General features: G+C 54.2%; 18 protein-coding genes. 12 read left to right on the forward strand and 6 right to left on the reverse strand.

Annotated features, from left to right (window positions below; genetic code table 11):
• Positions 1–11 precede the first annotated feature (11 nt).
• From L6H98_RS00220 to L6H98_RS00230, 3 genes are read right to left on the reverse strand one after another with little or no spacing between them, the layout of a single operon-like run.
• The gene (locus L6H98_RS00220) at positions 12–662 is read right to left on the reverse strand and encodes a DUF2249 domain-containing protein (RefSeq protein ID WP_236411951.1); all 651 of its coding nucleotides are present in this window, start codon (positions 660–662) and stop codon (positions 12–14) included.
• Positions 643–1,017, reverse strand: coding sequence for a hypothetical protein (locus L6H98_RS00225; protein ID WP_236411957.1), 375 nt, complete (start codon positions 1,015–1,017; stop codon positions 643–645). The genes L6H98_RS00220 and L6H98_RS00225 overlap by 20 nt, the downstream gene beginning before the upstream one ends.
• Before the next feature lie 17 nt (positions 1,018–1,034).
• Entirely contained in the window at positions 1,035–1,268 is a 234-nt protein-coding gene (locus tag L6H98_RS00230; RefSeq protein ID WP_236411958.1) for a DUF2249 domain-containing protein, read from the reverse strand.
• Between the two features lie 326 nt (positions 1,269–1,594).
• Between L6H98_RS00230 and moaA the strand changes: the two genes are divergently transcribed.
• From moaA to L6H98_RS00260, 6 genes are read left to right on the forward strand one after another with little or no spacing between them, the layout of a single operon-like run.
• Complete coding sequence (gene moaA, locus L6H98_RS00235; protein ID WP_236412900.1) at positions 1,595–2,596, forward strand: GTP 3',8-cyclase MoaA; 1,002 nt, start codon at positions 1,595–1,597, stop codon at positions 2,594–2,596.
• Positions 2,597–2,651: 55 nt separating this feature from the next.
• Positions 2,652–6,374, forward strand: coding sequence for a nitrate reductase subunit alpha (locus L6H98_RS00240; protein WP_290371398.1), 3,723 nt, complete (start codon positions 2,652–2,654; stop codon positions 6,372–6,374).
• Positions 6,364–7,833, forward strand: a complete 1,470-nt coding sequence (narH, locus tag L6H98_RS00245) for a nitrate reductase subunit beta (RefSeq protein WP_236411960.1) — start codon at positions 6,364–6,366, stop codon at positions 7,831–7,833. The genes L6H98_RS00240 and narH overlap by 11 nt, the downstream gene beginning before the upstream one ends.
• 20 nt (positions 7,834–7,853) lie before the next feature.
• A complete protein-coding gene (gene narJ, locus L6H98_RS00250; RefSeq protein WP_236411962.1) occupies positions 7,854–8,489 on the forward strand; it encodes a nitrate reductase molybdenum cofactor assembly chaperone in 636 nt (211 codons plus the stop codon).
• On the forward strand, positions 8,486–9,211 hold the full coding sequence (gene narI / locus L6H98_RS00255; RefSeq protein ID WP_290371399.1) for a respiratory nitrate reductase subunit gamma: 726 nt from the start codon (positions 8,486–8,488) through the stop codon (positions 9,209–9,211). Before narJ ends, narI begins: the two co-directional genes overlap by 4 nt.
• Positions 9,212–10,723 (forward strand): nitrate/nitrite transporter, encoded by a 1,512-nt coding sequence (locus L6H98_RS00260; RefSeq protein ID WP_236411964.1) that lies wholly within the window; start codon positions 9,212–9,214, stop codon positions 10,721–10,723.
• Positions 10,724–10,885: 162 nt separating this feature from the next.
• Here the strand turns inward: L6H98_RS00260 and L6H98_RS00265 are convergent, their stop codons facing one another.
• Positions 10,886–11,590: a Crp/Fnr family transcriptional regulator gene (locus L6H98_RS00265; protein WP_236411966.1), complete on the reverse strand. Its 705-nt coding sequence runs from the start codon at positions 11,588–11,590 to the stop codon at positions 10,886–10,888.
• A gap of 69 nt (positions 11,591–11,659) precedes the next feature.
• Here L6H98_RS00265 and L6H98_RS00270 point away from each other — a divergent pair, with 69 nt between their 5' ends.
• The gene (locus tag L6H98_RS00270) at positions 11,660–12,373 is read left to right on the forward strand and encodes a YwiC-like family protein (protein WP_236412905.1); all 714 of its coding nucleotides are present in this window, start codon (positions 11,660–11,662) and stop codon (positions 12,371–12,373) included.
• 175 nt (positions 12,374–12,548) lie between these two features.
• On the opposite strand, the gene L6H98_RS00275 is transcribed toward L6H98_RS00270, so the two are convergent.
• Positions 12,549–12,974, reverse strand: coding sequence for a YlbF family regulator (locus tag L6H98_RS00275; protein ID WP_236411968.1), 426 nt, complete (start codon positions 12,972–12,974; stop codon positions 12,549–12,551).
• 95 nt (positions 12,975–13,069) lie between these two features.
• The gene (locus tag L6H98_RS00280) at positions 13,070–14,059 is read right to left on the reverse strand and encodes a multicopper oxidase domain-containing protein (protein WP_236411979.1); all 990 of its coding nucleotides are present in this window, start codon (positions 14,057–14,059) and stop codon (positions 13,070–13,072) included.
• A 400-nt stretch (positions 14,060–14,459) separates the two neighbouring features.
• Between L6H98_RS00280 and L6H98_RS00285 the strand changes: the two genes are divergently transcribed.
• The 5 genes from L6H98_RS00285 to L6H98_RS00305 all read left to right on the forward strand — a co-directional run bounded on the left by L6H98_RS00285 (position 14,460) and on the right by L6H98_RS00305 (position 18,473).
• The gene (locus L6H98_RS00285; protein ID WP_236411981.1) at positions 14,460–15,068 is read left to right on the forward strand and encodes a hypothetical protein; all 609 of its coding nucleotides are present in this window, start codon (positions 14,460–14,462) and stop codon (positions 15,066–15,068) included.
• 39 nt (positions 15,069–15,107) lie between these two features.
• Complete coding sequence (locus tag L6H98_RS00290) at positions 15,108–15,764, forward strand: hypothetical protein (protein WP_236411982.1); 657 nt, start codon at positions 15,108–15,110, stop codon at positions 15,762–15,764.
• The gene (locus tag L6H98_RS00295) at positions 15,761–16,318 is read left to right on the forward strand and encodes a hypothetical protein (RefSeq protein ID WP_236411984.1); all 558 of its coding nucleotides are present in this window, start codon (positions 15,761–15,763) and stop codon (positions 16,316–16,318) included. The genes L6H98_RS00290 and L6H98_RS00295 overlap by 4 nt, the downstream gene beginning before the upstream one ends.
• 98 nt (positions 16,319–16,416) lie before the next feature.
• Entirely contained in the window at positions 16,417–17,175 is a 759-nt protein-coding gene (locus L6H98_RS00300) for an SMI1/KNR4 family protein (protein ID WP_236411987.1), read from the forward strand.
• Positions 17,172–18,473: a hypothetical protein gene (locus L6H98_RS00305; RefSeq protein WP_236411989.1), complete on the forward strand. Its 1,302-nt coding sequence runs from the start codon at positions 17,172–17,174 to the stop codon at positions 18,471–18,473. The genes L6H98_RS00300 and L6H98_RS00305 overlap by 4 nt, the downstream gene beginning before the upstream one ends.
• Position 18,474: the final 1 nt, after the last annotated feature.

An 18,474-nucleotide genomic window follows, 5' to 3' on the forward strand; every position in this document is an offset into this window, starting at 1 on the left:
CGACTCCCTCCTTACCCTTTCACGATGCTCACTTTGGCTGTGCCGTCTTCCTGTTCTTCCACCGTGTAGCTGCAGCCGAGCCGGTTCAATTCCTCGATCAGGAAAACGGGAACGCGGTCGTTGTGGATCAGCACAACTTCCCCGGGTCGGCAGCGATCAAGCGCTGCAAGCGTGCGCATCATCGGCTGCGGCGGCTCCAGCCCGCGGTTATCGAGCGTGATGGCCTTGGCTTCCGCCTGGGCAGCGACCGGCTCATCAACGGAATTCCGGTCGGCAGCCGGGGAAGCGTGGACATCTGCGTCCGCGGCCATATCCGGCAGATCCGGTTTCCCGGCACAAGCCGAAAGCTCGTCGTGGGCTTCGGTGCGGGACTCGACCGCCGATACGCCTGACTGCCCTTTGGGCCAAGTCTTGTTTTTTTTGTGTACAAAGGTGGTCACCCAATGATCTGCGCTGATCCGCTCCGCCGTGCTGGAGTATCCCTTCATTTTGAGAATGCCGAGCAGCGGCGTCGGTTTGAAAGGCGCGTGCAGTACGAACACATCCTGGGGATGCAGCCCTTTGACGGTATCCATAATCAACTGGAACGGTTCCAGCTTCTTGCTAAGGTGGGGCCGGACGTCCAGCTCTACGATCGGATGTTCAGCGTGGGACATGGTCATTCGCATCCCCTCCTGTTTCACGGCCCGGTTCCGGGCCAGCCAGTTCTTTTGCCGATTCGTACAATGCAGCCATGCCGCCGTATAGCGCATGGAAGAACGAGTCCGGCGCATCCAGCGAGAAGGACATATATTGTTTGGGATCCATCCCGAGCATGTGTTCGAATAACGACGCGCTGTCGTATGCGTAAAAGCAAAAATGGGTGAACGCGAAGCCAGGCATTTTTTCATAAATGGTGATGATATCTTCCGCATATTTGGCTTGCTCGCGCCCGGCCAGTTGAACCATGGTTACGGCGTCGTCCAGGCCGAGGGTGATGCGCAGCGTTTGGTCGTCGATGATGTCGACTTGCGCCATGATGGATCAGCTCCGATCTATAATTTGCTGATTTTGACCTGGAACGTGGCAGGACCTTGCTCAATGTACTCCCACTCGAATTGGTCCGGATGAACGGATTGGAACTGAAAGCGAAGCGGCACCGGATCGTGGTCGTTAATGAGCAGCATGGCTTCCTGTGGCTGCAGGTTTTCGAACGTTTCGAAGATGACTTTATGTTTCAGATGCGGTGGATACTCGGTCGCGTTAACGGTTGCTGCATATGGCTTCATGGAACATTCCTCCAAGCGGATATCGTTTTTTTGTGCTGCACGATCATTATAGAAAAGCCGTAAGGGCGTCTGTGTGAGCATGCTCACACCTGAGGCATTGTCATAATCTTGCCTTATTTATGCAAAAATCGGGTCTAAGCAGGATGGGCCAAGGAAAAACGGCAGTTGGCGTGTGCGCTAGTTATCAGGAGTGGTGACTTTTTTCACAGTTTGCATGTCAAACCATCCTTATATTTAGCGTCTAGATGACAGGTGATGGGAGGATTCGCATGATCCTTGATCCGAGAACAAGCCGGAACATGCCGACCAGAAGGGGGACGATGCGCATGGAAAGCAGACTGGTGGACCCGTTCGGGCGAGTGCACGACTATTTGCGGATTTCGGTAACGGACCGCTGCAACCTCAGGTGCGTGTACTGCATGCCTGAAGAAGGCATGCAGTTCGAACCCGGCGAACGCATCATGACTTATGAAGAGATCACGTCCGTCGTAAAGGCCCTCGCTCCTCTGGGGATTCGCAAACTGCGGCTCACGGGCGGGGAACCGCTGGTGCGGAAACATTTGGACCGGCTTATTTCGATGTTAGCGAACATACCGGGAATAGAGGATATTTCCTTGACGACGAATGGCATGTATCTGGCATCTTGTGCGGAACGTTTGCGGGCCGCGGGATTAACCCGCGTCAATATCAGCCTGGATTCGCTCAAGCCCGACCGTTTTGCCCTGATTACGCGGGGCGGCAAACTGCAGCGCGTTCTCGACGGCCTCAAGGCAAGCCGGGCGGCAGGTTTTCATCCCGTCAAACTCAATGTGGTGCTGATGAAGGGTGTCAATGATGACGAAATCAGCGACTTTCTGCGCATGACGCTGGATCAGCCGATCCAGGTGCGTTTCATCGAGTACATGCCGATCGGCGGGAGCGTTTCGGGCTGGAAAGCCGGTTATTTGCCGCTCGAAAAGGTGCTCGAAACTTGCGGGCAGTCATGGAGTTATGAGGAGGATGCCGCAGTTTACGGGAGCGGGCCCGCCGACAGCTACCGCATCAAAGGGGCGGCGGGCAGTTTTGGGCTGATCCATCCGGTCAGCAGCCATTTCTGCGGCAGCTGCAATCGGCTCAGGTTGACGGCAGACGGCAACATCAAGCCGTGCTTGTACTGGTCGGACGAATTCAACGTCCGTCCGCTCGCGGGGGACGACAAAGCCGTGCAAGAGCTCTTTTTCAAAGCGCTCGGTTCCAAACCCGAAACGCATGCCATGGCGCAGGCATTGAACGACCAGGACATCGGCGGGGTTCCGACGCATCGCCGCATGTCTCAAATCGGAGGTTGAACATGAACAAGGCTTCTTATTCGCAACAAAATGTCACATTTGTGGGAGGACAACGATGAGCAGCAAAAAGATGCCGTGGATGGGCAAACTCAAATATTTTGTCAAACGCGAAAAAAACGAGGAAGGCTGGAGCGAGATGTCCCCGGCCAGCCGGGACTGGGAGGACGTATACCGCCGGCGCTGGCAGCACGACAAGGTGGTTCGTTCCACGCACGGAGTCAACTGTACGGGCTCCTGCAGCTGGCAGATTTACGTTAAGGACGGCATCGTGACCTGGGAAACGCAGGCAACCGACTATCCGTCGACAGGGCCGGATATGCCCGAATTCGAACCGCGCGGCTGTCCTCGCGGCGCAAGCTTTTCCTGGTATTTGTACAGCCCATTACGCGTCAAATATCCTTACGTTCGCGGCAAACTTCTGGAGCTGTGGCGTGACGCGCTCAAGGCGCATGGCGATCCGGTCAAAGCATGGTCCAGCATCGCGGATGATCCTGCCAAAGTGAAAGCCTACAAGGCGGTTCGCGGAAAAGGCGGGCTGGTGCGGGCTTCCTGGGAGGAGGCGACGCAAATCATTGCGGCATCGATGATCCATACGATCAAACAGTACGGACCTGACCGGATTATCGGGTTCTCGCCGATCCCGGCGATGTCCATGGTCAGTTATGCCGCAGGTTCGCGTTTTCTGTCCCTGATCGGTTCGCCGCTGCTCAGCTTTTACGATTGGTATGCGGATCTGCCTCCGGCTTCGCCCCAAATCTGGGGAGACCAGACGGACGTGCCGGAGAGCAGCGACTGGTATAACTCGGGATACATTCTCGTATGGGGCTCCAATCTGCCGATGACGCGCACGCCGGATGCCCACTTCCTGGCCGAAGCCAGATATCGCGGGACCAAAGTGGTATCGATCAGCCCCGATTATGCCGAATACGTGAAATTCGCGGACACCTGGATGTCGGTGAAACAGGGCACGGACGGCGCGCTCGCGATGGCGATGGGGCATGTCATCCTGAAGGAGTTTTACGTCGATCGCCCGACGGATTATTTCATGCAGTATGCGAAGCAGTACACGGATTTCCCGAATTTGCTCATGATTGAGGAAAAAGACGGCGCATTCGTTCCGGGCCGCTTCCTGCTGGCCGAAGATTTGGGCATGGAAGGCAACAACATGGCGTGGAAAACGCTGGTATATGACGAGAACAGCGGGACATATGCCATTCCGAAAGGAAGCTTGGGCTTCCGTTGGGGCGAAGAAGGCACATGGAACCTGCAGATGGAGCAGGTGGAAACCGGCGAACCGATCGATCCGCGCCTGTCGATGCTCGGCGTTCACCACGACGTGATGACGCTGCAGCTGCCATACTTCGATGATCAGGGCAGACATGTCATGGAGCGGCAAGTTCCCGTACGCCAGATCTGGGTCGATGACCGGTGGATCATGGTTACGTCGGTGTACGATCTCGTGTTGGCGAAGTACGGCGTCGAGCGCGAAATGACGCGTTCCGCCGATTCGGCGGATGCGGTGCCGGTACGAAAAGCGGCTCATAAGGCCGAGGGACCTCAACCGTTTACCCCTGCATGGCAGGAGAGCATCACGGGCGTGGACCGGGATACGGTTGTGCAGATCGCCCGCGAATTTGCGCAGAATGCGGTAGACACGAAAGGCCGCTCCATGATCATCATGGGCGCGGGCATCAACCACTGGTACAACTCGGACGTCATCTACCGCGCCATCATCAACTTATTGCTCATGACGGGCTGCCAAGGCGTAAACGGCGGCGGCTGGGCGCACTATGTCGGACAGGAGAAGCTGCGTCCGGCCGAAGGCTGGCAGACGATTGCTTTTGCCCGCGACTGGACGGGACCTGCCCGTTTGCAGAACGGGACGTCGTTCTTCTACTTCGCGACAGACCAGTGGCGTTATGAAGAGACCCCGGTCGGCGAATTGACATCCGCGCTGGAAGGCAATCCGAGATTCCAACATGTGGCGGACTACAACGTCATGGCCGCGCGGCTCGGATGGTTGCCGTCGTATCCGCAATTCAACCGCAACTCGATCGACCTGCATCAAGATGCGCTGAAAGCAGGGGCATCGACGAAGGAAGAGATCGGCAAATATGTGGCGTCCGAGCTGCAGAACAAAAACCTGAAGTTTTCCATCGAGGCGCCGGACGATCCGGCAAACTTCCCGCGCGTTTTGTTTGTATGGCGGGCCAATCTGATCTCCAGCTCGGGCAAAGGGCATGAATATTTCCTCAAGCATTTGCTCGGCGCAACGAACGGCCTGCTTAACGATGACGATCACGGTTTGCGTCCCGAACATGTCGAGTGGGCTGATGAAGCGGCCGAAGGCAAGCTGGATCTGATGGTTAACATGGACTTCCGCATGGCAGGTACAGCAATGTATTCCGATATCGTGCTGCCTGCCGCGACCTGGTACGAAAAAAGCGATCTCAGCAGCACCGACATGCACCCGTTCGTGCATCCGTTCAATCCGGCGGTCGCCACGCAGTGGGAATCCCGTTCGGACTGGGACACGTTCAAGGAAATCGCGCGCGTCTTTTCCGGCATGGCGGAACAGCAGTTCGACGGACCTCAGCAGGAGATCGTAGCGACGCCGCTCCTGCACGATTCCCCGGATGAATTGGCCCAGCCTTACGGGCAGATTCGCGACTGGAGCGCCGGCGAATGCGAGGCGATTCCCGGACGCACGATGCCGCACATCCATGTGGTGGAGCGGGACTACGCCGCCGTTTACGACAAAATGATCAGCCTGGGGCCAAACGTAAAAGACAAACCGATCGGCACGAAGGGAATCTCTTGGACGGCAGCCGAGGAGTACGAGAAACTCAAGAGCGTATTGGGCAAACAGCGCAAAGACGGCATCGGCAAAGGCTGTCCGGACCTCAGCACGGACCGGAACGTGGCCGAAGCCATTCTGACACTCTCCACCACCACGAACGGCAAAATGGCCGTGCGCGCCTGGGAATCGCTGGAGAAGAAAACGGCGCTGCACCTGAAGGACTTGGCCGAGGAACGCTCCGAGGAATGCTTCACGTTCGACGAAATCACGTCGAAACCGAAGACGGTCATTACGTCGCCGGCCTTCAGCGGTTCGGAAAAAGGCGGCCGCCGCTACTCCCCGTTCACGACGAACGTGGAAAGACTCATCCCGTGGCGGACGCTCACGGGCAGACAGCAATTTTACATCGATCATGCGATGCTGCGCGAGTTCGGGGAGACGCTGGCCACGTTCAAGCCGATCCTGAAACATACGCCGTTTCATCCGAACAGCAAACGTCCGGTCGAAGGCGGCAAAGAAATCGTGCTCAACTATATGACGCCGCATAACAAGTGGTCGATCCACAGCATGTACTACGATGCCCAACCGATGTTGACGTTGTTCCGGGGCGGGCCCACGATCTGGATGAACCATGAGGATGCTGCAGAAGCCGGCCTCGCCGATAATGACTGGATCGAATGCTTCAACCGCAACGGGGTCGTTGTGGCGCGTGCCGTCGTCACGCACCGCATTCCGCGCGGGGTAGCCTTCATGTACCATGCCCAGGACCGCCACATCAACGTGCCGGGCACCAAAATATCGCAAACGCGCGGAGGCACGCACAACAGTCCGACCCGCATTCACGTGAAACCGACGCACATGATCGGCGGTTATGCCCAATTGAGCTATGGATTCAACTATTACGGCCCGACAGGCAATCAGCGTGACCTGAACGTCATCATCAGAAAACTGCAGGAGGTGGATTGGCTTGAAGATTAAAGCACAAGTCAGCATGGTCATGAACCTGGATAAATGCATCGGTTGCCACACATGCAGCGTAACGTGCAAAAACACGTGGACGAACCGGCCGGGCGCCGAGTACATGTACTGGAATAACGTCGAAACGAAACCGGGCATCGGTTATCCGAAGCAATGGGAGGATCAGGAACGTTACAACGGCGGTTGGGAAATGAAAAACGGCAAGCTGGAGCTGAAGTCCGGCGCTCGCGCCAAACGGCTGCTCAACATTTTCCACAATCCCGACCAGCCGACCATCGACGATTATTACGAGCCGTGGAACTACGAATACGAGAAGTTGACGAACAGTCCGGAGAAAAAACATCAGCCCGTCGCGAGACCGAAATCCCAGATTACGGGCAAATACATGGAGCTCGAATGGGGTCCCAACTGGGAAGACGACCTGGCGGGCGCCCACGTTACCGGGCTGGAAGATCCGAATATGAAAGGCATTGAAGATTCGATCAAAATGGACTTCGAGCAGGTATTCATGATGTACCTGCCCCGCATCTGCGAGCACTGCCTGAACCCGGCCTGCGTCTCTTCCTGCCCATCGGGCGCGATGTACAAACGGGAGGAAGACGGCATCGTGCTCGTGGATCAGAATGCCTGCCGGGCATGGCGTTTCTGCGTCTCCAGCTGTCCGTACAAAAAGGTGTACTTCAACTGGCAAACGAACAAAGCCGAGAAATGCACGCTCTGTTTCCCGCGGATCGAAGCCGGATTGCCGACGATCTGTTCGGAAACATGCGTCGGCCGCATCCGTTATATCGGCCTGATGCTGTACGATGCGGATCGTGTGGAAGCGGCGGCTTCAGCCGATAACGAACAGGATCTGTACGAATCGCAGATGGGCATTTTCCTCGATCCGAACGATCCGGAAGTCATTCGGGAAGCACGCAATTCCGGCATTCCGGAGGATTGGATCACTGCAGCCCAGCAGTCGCCGATCTATAAAATGGTCGTCGATTGGGGCATTGCGCTCCCGCTTCACCCGGAATACCGGACACTGCCGATGGTATGGTACATTCCGCCGCTTAGCCCGATCACGAACCGGATCGAAGGCCAGGGCAGTTCGCTGGAGGCGAACGACATTTTCCCGGCGATCGACAATATGCGCATTCCGGTCGAATACCTGGCCAACCTGCTGACCGCCGGAGATACGACCCGCATCCGCGCCGTATTGCGCAAAATGGCCGTCATGCGCATTCACATGCGCAACCAGCAGACCGGAAAACCAAGCGAGCCGTCCCTGCTGAACAGCGTGGGTATGGATGCGCAGGAGGTTGAAGACATGTACCGGCTGCTCGCGATTGCGAAGTACAACGACCGCTTCGTCATCCCGCCGGCCCACCGTGAGGAAGTGGAGGATTTGTTCAGCGAGCAGGGCAGCTGCGGATTGAGCTTTGCCGGCGGTCCGGGTTCCTGCGGCGTATTTTGATGTGAAAGGAGGCAGCAACGATGACAACCGATGTCAATGAGGGAGCTGGCACGACCCTTGTTCATGATTGGGATGCAGCGAGAATGGTGTGTAAGCTCCTCTCGTATTTGCTCCAGTATCCGGATGCCGAATGGCGTGCAGGATTGCAGGGCTTCCGCGAAGCTGCAGGCTCCCTTACAGATGGCGAGGCCCAGAAGGTGTTGACCGCGTTCTCCAGACGAGCGGAAGAGGCGGATCCAATCCGCTGGCAGGACGAATACGTGCGCACATTCGATTTTGACAAAAAGTCGAACTTGTACTTGACCTATGCCGTGTACGGGGATGAACGCGACCGTGGGCCTGCGTTGATCGAACTCAAGCGCAGATACGAGGCTGCAGGTTTCTATATGGAAGGCAGCGAATTGCCGGATTATTTGCCGATGGTGCTTGAATTTGCGGCTGAAGCTTCCGAGGAAGAGGCGCTTGGCGTAATCTCCGTGTACCGCAAAGCGCTGACGGCGATGGCGGAAAGCCTGTCCAGGCTAACGACGCCATACGCGCCGCTGCTTGAATTGCTGCTTCGGGTGCTTCCCGAGGCGGATGACGATGCAGCCGTGGAGGCAAGCGCCGACGTCGGCTCGCAGAACGGATTATGGACAGGTGGGGTGAAACGGTGAGTACATTGGAGCTATTTTTATGGGGGGCTCTGCCTTACATGGTGGTCATTTTCTGCATTACGGCCACGATCTGGAGATATGTCACCAATCCATTCGGCTGGACGTCCAAATCGAGCGAAATGCTGGAGAAACGCATGCTTCGCTGGGGGAGCCTGCTCTTCCATATCGGAATTTTTGCCGTTATATGCGGTCATATTGCGGGTTTGCTGGTGCCGGTAGAGTTTTACCACTGGATGGGGTTAAGTGACGAGGGATACCACCTCGTTGCGATTGCAGGCGGCATGCCTGCCGGAATCATTGCTTTTGCCGGGGTGGTTCTGCTGCTGATCCGACGCTATGCGTCGCCCAGGGTTCGCGCAACGAGCAGCGCCGGCGACTGGATTGCGTTGATCGCGCTGGTCGTCGTTATCGTCTCCGGCCTATTGGCTACTTCGGCCAATGCGGTGAACCACACGGGGTTTGATTACCGGACCACGATTAACCCGTGGCTGCGCGGCCTGATGATATTCCAACCGGACCCGACGCTTATGCAGACGGTGCCGATGAACTTTAAAATTCATATTTTGCTGACGTTTGTATTGTACTGCGCGTTTCCGTTCACCCGTCTCGTTCACATGCTCAGCATGCCCTTGGGCTACCTGAAACGGAGTTACGTCGTATATCGCAGACGGGACGGGGCGGTATACCCGAATCAAGAACACAAAAAAGAAAGGGCGATGTAAATGCGAAACAAAGGTAAGGTGCAATTGCCCTTGCAAACGGCCAGTTTGATTCTAGGGTTCATGGTATGGGTGATCCTGTCGTCCCTCATGCCTTTCATCAAAGAAGACATTGCGCTGACTTCTTCCCAGCTGGCATGGTCCACGGCCATTCCGGTCTTGATCGGCTCGATCGCACGGGTTCCGATCGGCTATTGGACGAACCGGTACGGTGCGCGCAACATTTTCATGATCAGCTTCATTCTGCTGCTGGCTCCCGTGTGGTGGGTCAGCCGCGCAACGTCGTTTGCGGATCTTGCCATTGGGGGATTTTTTCTCGGCATCGGCGGAGCGGTATTCTCTGTCGGCGTAACGTCGCTCCCGAAATATTACCCCAAAGAGCGTCACGGCTTCGTGAACGGCATTTACGGCATCGGCAACCTGGGAACGGCTCTGTCCGCATTCGGTGCGCCGCTTGTTGCCGACAAGTTCGGCTGGTCGACAACGGTGATGCTGTACAGCATTTTGCTGGTCGTCATGGCCGCCCTCAACTTTGCGCTCGGCGACAAAAAGGAAACGCGTGTCAATGTGCCGCTCATGCAGCAGCTCAAGGCAGTATCGCGTAACAACAAGCTGTGGCTGCTGTGCCTGTTCTATTTCTTGACATTTGGTTCGTTTGTGGCGTTTACGGTGTATCTGCCGAACTTCCTCGTCAGCCATTTCCAAATGGACAAAGTGGACGCAGGCGTTCGGACCGCGGGATTCATCCTGCTTGCCACCATCATGCGCCCTGTCGGCGGCTGGCTGGGAGACCGGTTCAATCCGTTTAAAATTCTGATGTTTGTGTTCGGCGGATTAACGATCGCAGCCATCGTGCTGTCTTTCGCGCCGTCCATCATGATGTACACCGTAGGCTGCCTGACGGTTGCGCTGTGCGCCGGGACGGGCAACGGCACGATATTCAAATTGGTGCCGCTCTACTTCGTCAAGCAGCCGGGCGTGGCCAATGGTATTATCTCCGCGATGGGTGGTCTGGGCGGCTTCTTCCCGCCGCTGATGCTTACGATGCTTTACGGCATGACCGGACATTATGCCATCGGCTTCATGGCGTTGTCCCAAATCGCGCTGGTGAGCCTGGTGCTCGTAATCTGGATGTTCTACCAGGAGAAGCTGCAGCTGTCGGCCAGCATTCTGGAAAACACGGTGGAGGCGATTCTGATCACGGACACCCATAGCGTCATTCGTTCCGTGAATCCGGCATTCACCGCCGTGACGGGTTACAGTGCGGAAGAAGCCGTCGGGCAGAAGCCGAGCCTGCTGAAATCAGGCAAGCAGGATCGGCAGTTTTACGAAAAATTATGGTCGGAGCTGAAGCAGAAAGGGTACTGGCAAGGGGAGATATGGAACCGGAAGAAAAACGGGGAGGTCTACCTGGAATGGCTTAGCATCACCGCGATCCGCAACGAAGCGGGCGAAGTGAAATATTACGCAGGCATGTTCAGCGACATGGGAGAACGGGATATCCCGGCAACGTAGTTTCATCGCATGCTTCTGCTTCATCGACACACAAAAGACCTTAACGCCACGACTGATGTTAAGGTCTTTTTCATACGATCGAAACGTAGGGCTTCGATCCGGGAACAGAAATAACTTCGTTTTCGGAAGGGCAAACGTGGGTGGCGTAAAGCGGCGGAGGCTTCAGACGGTGTCCCTCTGCTGTTTCAGCGCAGGCAAATCGTAAATGACGATCCGGCTTCGATCCACATTGAGCAGCTGTTCCTTGGACAATTGGTTCAACAGCCGATTGGCCGTTTCGCGCGTCGTTCCGATTGAATTGGCGAATTCCTGGTGGGTCATCGGCAGGTTGATGACGATCTTGCTGCCGTCGGCCTGTCCATGCTGTTCGGCCAGCATGAGCAGGAAAGAGAGCACGCGATTGCGCACGTCTTGTCCGGACATGACTTGCAGCTTGTCCTGAAGCTCGCGGATTTTGTCTCCGAGCACGCGCATGATTTTGATGGCGATGGCCGGCGTATTCAACATTACGCGTTCGAAATGCCTTACCGGAATGGCGAGCAGTTCGGATGGCGTAATGGCTTCGGCCGTAGCCGGGTATGGATGGGCATTGAAGAAGCCGGTATGCGGAAACATGTCGCCCGTTTTGAGGAAGGAAACGATCTGCTCGTGTCCGTTTTCGTCCGTTTTATAGGCTTTGACGATCCCGGTGCGAATGAAAAACACGGCTTCCTTTTCGCTGCCTTCGGTAAAAATGACCGTTTTTTTGACCATTTTCCTGGAGATGGCGATGTCCTCCACCTGTTTCAATTCTTCGGGAGTCAGATCCTGAAAAATGGGGAATTGCTGCAGAAACTCCGCAGCCGTATCTTTGTTTTCCCTGCGCATATTCGAAATCTTCCTCTCTGTAAGATGATATTATGGAATGAATAGGAGGCTGGTTGCTTCGTGACGAACATGAAAATGGTTATTCCGCATGAGCATGGCGGCTGGGCCATGGTCAGTGTGCCCTTTCTGGTAGGCGTCATTGCCAGCAGCCCGCGATGGCTGCATATTCCGCTATTTTTGGCCTGGCTCGGCTTTTATTTGACAGCATATCCGCTGCTTCAATCGCTGAAGCGCAAAGCAGGCCGGGACAGGTTGTACAAATGGGCTGCCATCTACGGCACGGCTGCGTTGATCTGCCTGATTCCGCCGCTGATCGGGCAGCCGCAGCTGGTTTGGTTTGCCCCTGTATTGTGTGGATTGCTGGTCGTAAACATCTGGCATGTGCGACAAAAAAGGGAGCGTTCCCTGGTAAACGACCTTTGTGCGATGATCGTATTTTCGCTTGGCGGCGCTGCCGCCTATCTCATCGGTTCAGGTGGATGGGATTACGGTATGGTGATCGTGATGCTGTTCAGCTTTCTCTATTTTACAGGAAGCACGTTTTTTGTGAAATCGGTCTTTCGGGAACGAACCAATCGGCGGTGGACCAGGCTAACCCTAATCCTGCACGTCGTGCTGCTGCTCATCCCGGTGGCGATCGGATATCCATGGATGGCCTTGGCCTATGTTTTTCCGGCTGTGCGGGCCTTTGTGTATGCAGGGAAGCCGCTTAGACCGATGAAGATCGGCATCATTGAAATCATTGGTTCTGTCCTGTTCGTGGCATGTGGGCTTCTGTTGTGATGCCCATCATTTTATCATAACGCGTCCGTTTGACAGACCGGGTGATTTTAATCACAACTGACCTCGGCTTGAGACTCTCACCATGTTGACTGCTTCCATAGTCAAGCCAATGAAAAGAGAGTATCTGCTCAGATCGGAATCTGGCGGATACTCTCTTGGATTATGGACGGATCAATTAGTGACCACCGGAACAGCTGCCGCCGCAACCACATGTTTGTTTAGGCAGTTCTTTCTTCTCCGGCAGGCGGTTCAATTCCACCGATTTGGTGAAATAGTGGCTGATTTCTTGATGCAGCTGGCTGAACTCGCGCTGGGCATACAGGAAACGGCGGATTAACGGATGATCGTACAACGCGCGTTCGGCTTGCTCATAATGCTGGATTTCGGATTCCTGCAGCTCGATGTCCAGGCTTTCTTTTTGTTCCATGGCCTGATGCATCTCCATAAACCGTTCGTACTGGTCTGTCGCTTGTTCATCCGCGGCGAATTCGTCGATCATGGCACGCATTTCCCGATATCCTTCATCCTGAAGCAGTATAGTGCACAATTCCTGCATTTTGCTCATCAGGGGTTCCTTATTCAGTTTAACAATCGCATTCATGATATGACCTCCTAACCTTCTTGTCTTAACTGTATAGTGTAAAAGGAAGGGCTACTGTGACGATACTCACACGAAATGTTAATTTTACGTGTCTCTTAATGTTTCATGGGCGGACCGCCATGATCGAGGCCATCCTTGGTCACGCGAAGCACGGCGGAGGCTCCTTTGGAAGCATGGTTGAACTGATGCGTAACGATCGGATAATCGCCTTCTTCCGTGACGGTAAACTCCACTACGGCGCCGCCGCTCGCAGGGAGTAGGACGGTCTGCATGCCGTACTGGATATTTTTTGGATTGCCGTCGATGTAGACCCGATCCATGATCGTGCCCACGATATGAAATGAGGATACTTCATTGGGGCCGGCATTGCTAATGTAAATGCGAACGTTGTCCCCTACCTTGGCGAGAAGTGGCGAATTGGTCAAACCGTAATCATTGCCATTAAATACGACGTAATCCGGTTGGTCGTTCAGGAACGATTCATAATCGTGTTCCTTGTACCATTCGCTCTGAACGAGCGTAAATTCACGATCGATCAAGTTCTCGGAAGGATAACCGTTCTTGGGTTCAACGATAATCATGCCGTACATGCCGTTGGCGATGTGGGCCAGCACAGGTTTGGTGCCGCAATGGTACATGAACACGCCAGGGGAAGACGTTGGATATGTAAACGTACCTTGCTCACCGGGCATAACATCGATAAATTTGCTGCTGGGCGAAGCATGCACGGCATGGAAATCCATGGAGTGCGGCATACTTTCATCCAGGTTCTTCAGCGTGAAAATAAGGGTATCGCCTTCCGTTACGCGAAGAACCGGCCCGGGAGCGGTTCCGTTAAACGTCCATGCATTGTAAATCGTGCCTTCGGAAATTTCGAGGTCGGTAACTTGGGCGGTCATTTCGATATATACGTTATTGCCGTCCCTGCGGATGACCGGGTCTACCGGCGGCTGGCTGACGGATACGGAAGCCGAATCGTTCTTAGGCTCCACATCGACAGTTTCGGCGGAACTGCAATGGGAGAGGGCAGCTGTAAACACGGTAAAGATCAAGGAAAGCTTGAACCAATTCAACCAAGTGAGCATAGGAACACAACCTTATTTAAGTGATCGTTTTCACAAATCAAGCAGCGAAAAGACTGCATCAAGTATAGTCTGGCTTCTTTGAACGTACATGAAAGATGTTTTGTTCTATATAAAATACGATACAATGAGAAATTCGGGTGTGACGTGAGACACACTTCCCCATCGCGCAGAACTTTTGTGGACCTAGGACGTTGGTCGCGGATCGGAAACAAAGACCTTCGTTTCTTGTGCTGAATGATTGGCTTACTTATAATTTGAAGTGATGGTCCGTATTTTCTCCTTTGAACAAGGGATTCGAAAAAATTGGGGGATAACAGCGATCGTAAGAGGGTACTACGCTCGGAGTGGCTTATTGTGATTGATTAAGGCGGTTTCTATAGAAAGGGGGACTGAGTCCGACATGAAACGTTTCGAGGATGAAGGAGCCTACAAATACAGCTTCTATTCCGTTCTTCGCCGAGGGGAGCCGGTTGACGTTAGATGCCCAATGTGCAGGGGCCATGCTCAAATCGTGGAGAAGAACGGACAATTCGTATGGAGATGCAACCAATGTTACGCAGGCGCAAATGAAAAGCCGCTGCACGAATATCGCGCCAAGGGCAACTGCGTACAGTGCGAACGATGGTTTAATGTGCAGTTAACGGATGAGAAACGCACTCGTCACAAATCCGCTCACATTGATTGCCCGCATTGCGGGGCGACCAACCAATGCGAGCTGCAGCGCAAACCGGCATGCAGAAGTTATTACCCGGATACCCGGGACGGGCGAGATCCGGTGTTCGGCATGGAACTTTATTTTCTGGATGACGTCAGGGGCAAGCTGGTCTGGGCTCTGAACCGTGCCCATCTGAATTATTTGATTTCGTATATCTCCGCCGATCTCCGTGTGAGACGGGCAAACGTTCCGCTCAAGACGGCATCGCATACCATTCCGGCGTACATGAAACAGGCCAAAAACCGTTCAGCCGTCGTTCGCACATTGACCAGACTCCAATACAAGGCAGGATAAGAGGGCCATCAGGCACCTTTTTTGGGGGAGGGCAGACATATGAGAAAAGGCGCAAAATGGTTCATTGTATTGGTGATATTCATTGTTTTGCTTATACCGGCCTATTTCATTGCTCAGACATACGGTATTTTTCAAAAAGAAAAAGTGTTATCAGATTATGCCCTGGCAGTAGACGTTGACGGCGAATCGTATAATGCTCTGCCGTTGGTGAACGGGTTTGCCGCCATGGACAAACAAGGTCCTGACCGGCAGCTGTACTACAGGGTGGATATGAGTCATATTCAATATTTGTTCCAACTGGCTTATGGAGAATATGCCATCGAGACGGGAGGAGACAATCCTTACCTTGCGGGAAGGGTGGATTATGAGAGCTCTCAAACGGACTATGTCCGTTCTGAAAATCAATACAAAAATGCCAATGACTATGATACGGTGTTGAATTTTTACGATCGGGACAATAGGCCGATCTATATGTATCGGCAAACGGGAAAAGGAGACGGCGATCTCGTCAAGTCCATCATCCACCAAGGAATGACCCGTACCCATAACGGAGGCAGCGAACCTGCGCGTGATCCCTATCTCAACATCACCGCCCTGTTCCGCGATAAACTGGGGATAAACGTAAATCTGGAAGTCGATGAAGAACAGAAGATCGTAACGATCCACATGAAGCCAATGGAGGAGAATAAACAATGAACAATACAGGCGTACATAAAGGACCTTCCTATTTGGAAGGTTTGGTCACGGCGGTGTCCGATGAAAATCAACATGAGGTGGAGTGGCGCGGCAAACTGCAGACGGCAGACGGTCATGACAAGTTCCATCTTTTTTATTATGGGGACTTGCTGGATGATGAAGTGATCACTTGGGATGGAATGACGCCTTCGATCGTCTATGCAGAGCATACCGTAACCGGAGAACGCTTTCTGTTGATCGATTCGGCCAAGCATGGGTACGATGCGATGGTATGCGAGACATATCCCGAGGAGGATATTGCCAATCGCCCGCTTCGTCCGTATTTGGACATTGAAGGAGAAGATGTGTTTGAAGTGCATTTGTCTGCCTTTTACAACGTGCCATGGGATGAAGAGTTCGGGGAAGAGGTTGATGAGGACGGAAGGTTCGAACTGATCACAGGCGAAAAAGTGGAATTCGAGCAAGTCCAGCGGGACGGGTACGACGCGTTTGCCATTCGGATCGTGAATCGCAAAGGGCTGGCAACCGAAGTGCTGCAGGAAGAACTGGCTTAACCGCCTATATAGGCCGCAAAAAACAAACAGACGCTGCGGTTTCTATAGATGAAATGTCGACATGTTCATGACGTTAATGATGGGAGGAAGCCATAAACATGTATATTGTGACTCGCATGCTCAACCCGGTACCCGCCGAGGAACTGGATTCATTCGAACAACGGCATGCCGTCACGCTGCCTCGTTCATACCGCAGCTGGCTGGGCACATATGGCGAAGGGACATACTCGGGATGGATGAACATACAGGGCCCCGATGCCGAGGTATTGAAACCCTTTGCCGAGTATGACTTTTGGCTGCACGACGAAGAAGCGCCGATCAGCCAGGAGCAGATCGGGGAATGCATAAGCATCGGCAGCTCGGTCGATGGGGATTTTCTGGCGATTCATTCCGGCGTCGCAGGACTGCTGTGGCTTCCGCGCCACGATGAACGCATCCGTTTGTGGCACGACATGGAAGAGGGATTCGGCGAGCAGCTGAATCGAATCTACAGCGACGTGTACTCTGATGCCTCATTGGCCGAACCTCGGTATTTCGAGCCATGGAACGAGCTGCGGCAGCATACGTTTTACCATTATGCTGGAGCGAAGCAGGGAGGCTTGTCGCTGCAAGAGGTTGCGCAAGTATTCAAGGCCCGTTTTGAATGGGATGCTATACTGGAAAATCAGCATACATGCAAACTGTTTTCGGCTTCCATGGGTGGATATCTCCGCTTCAATTATGCGTACGGATCGGAGATCGCCTTATTTTATGAGGCGGGGAAAGCAGGCGGGGCGCCTGAGACGGAGATCGATCGTGTATTGCAGGAACATGACTGCAAGGCTATCAATCCTATGGGAGCGGAGGAATCATATTGAATTGGTTGAATGAACGCATTGCTGCGGCATGGCGAGCGGAAGGCAGGCGGTATGCGGACAATGTGAACGCATTTGTGCGGCGCAGCATGGCCGGCGAGCAGCCGGATGAATCCGAAATTGCGGAAGATCAGCGGAAACAGTGGGCCAAAGCGGTGTGGGAAATGGTGAAGAAAGCCAATGAAGCCGGTGAAATCAGTCGGCTTCGCGAGGAACTTCCTGCTGCGACTTGGCCGATGGCTGAAGCGTTTGACAAGCAAATGCAGCCTATCCGCGCGATCGGATACCTGCACGATGGATCTATTGTGTTCAGCAGCGGTTCGATGGCTCACCAGGGACGAGTATATACGGCCAACCGGCAAGGAGAGCTGCGCGGCACAGCATATACATTTGCCGGATGTTCCGCCGATCAGTTAGTATGGGCGCTTGCTTCTGCCGATGGCATTCATGTCGTGAGCAGGCCGGACGGGGCCTTGGAAGGCGAACGGTTAGCCACCTATCGTTGGGGAGACATTCAGGATCTGATCCATGAAATTCTGCCGAATACCGAGTCCTTTGCGGACTGCGAGTTCCCGGAGCGGACCTTGGAGCTGCTCGTCCCTCTGGAAGACGGAAAGGTGCTGCTGCTGCAATCCTATTATGGCATCTATCTGATCGAACCTAATAAAGTAGAACTGCTTCATCCGGATCCGGAAGATATCGAGGAATATGAACTCGAAGACACGCGTTTGGATATGGGGCATGCTGCGGTTTCCAGGGACGGCACATGGATTGCCTATGGAAGCCAAGCGAGTGAGCACACGCTGCTCAATCGCCGCCAAGGCCAAAAGTACATGTTCTATCCCGAATCGAGCTATCCGCACTATGCCGTTTTTTCTGGCGACAACCGCAATGTCTGGTTCAATTCCTGCCATTTCTACAATGGCGTTACGATCCGAATTCCTTTGGAAGAGGCGGAAGGCAACGAAAAAAGAGAGGATTGGCCTATAGTGGATGAGCATGCGCGCATGTATGCCGCCGTTGAAGTGAAGGAAGGCATCGTTGTCGGAGATGCTTACGGTTATCTGCGCTGCATCGATCAGGCGGGACAGGAGCAGTGGCGTTATTATGTCGGCGGCACGATCTTTTCATTGGCGACCTCACCCGATCGGTCCGAGCTATTGGTAGGTACCTACAGCGGCATGCTTCATGTGCTGGATCTCGCATCGCCGGTCATGGATGAATACAGCATCGGTACGGGGACGCTGCGTGAGCGGGAACGGTTCGTATTGCTGCGCGGCGAGAACCCTGTGCGTTGGTAAC

Source organism: Paenibacillus sp. JJ-223 (genome assembly GCF_927798175.1).
Taxonomy (GTDB): domain Bacteria; phylum Bacillota; class Bacilli; order Paenibacillales; family Paenibacillaceae; genus Paenibacillus; species Paenibacillus hubeiensis.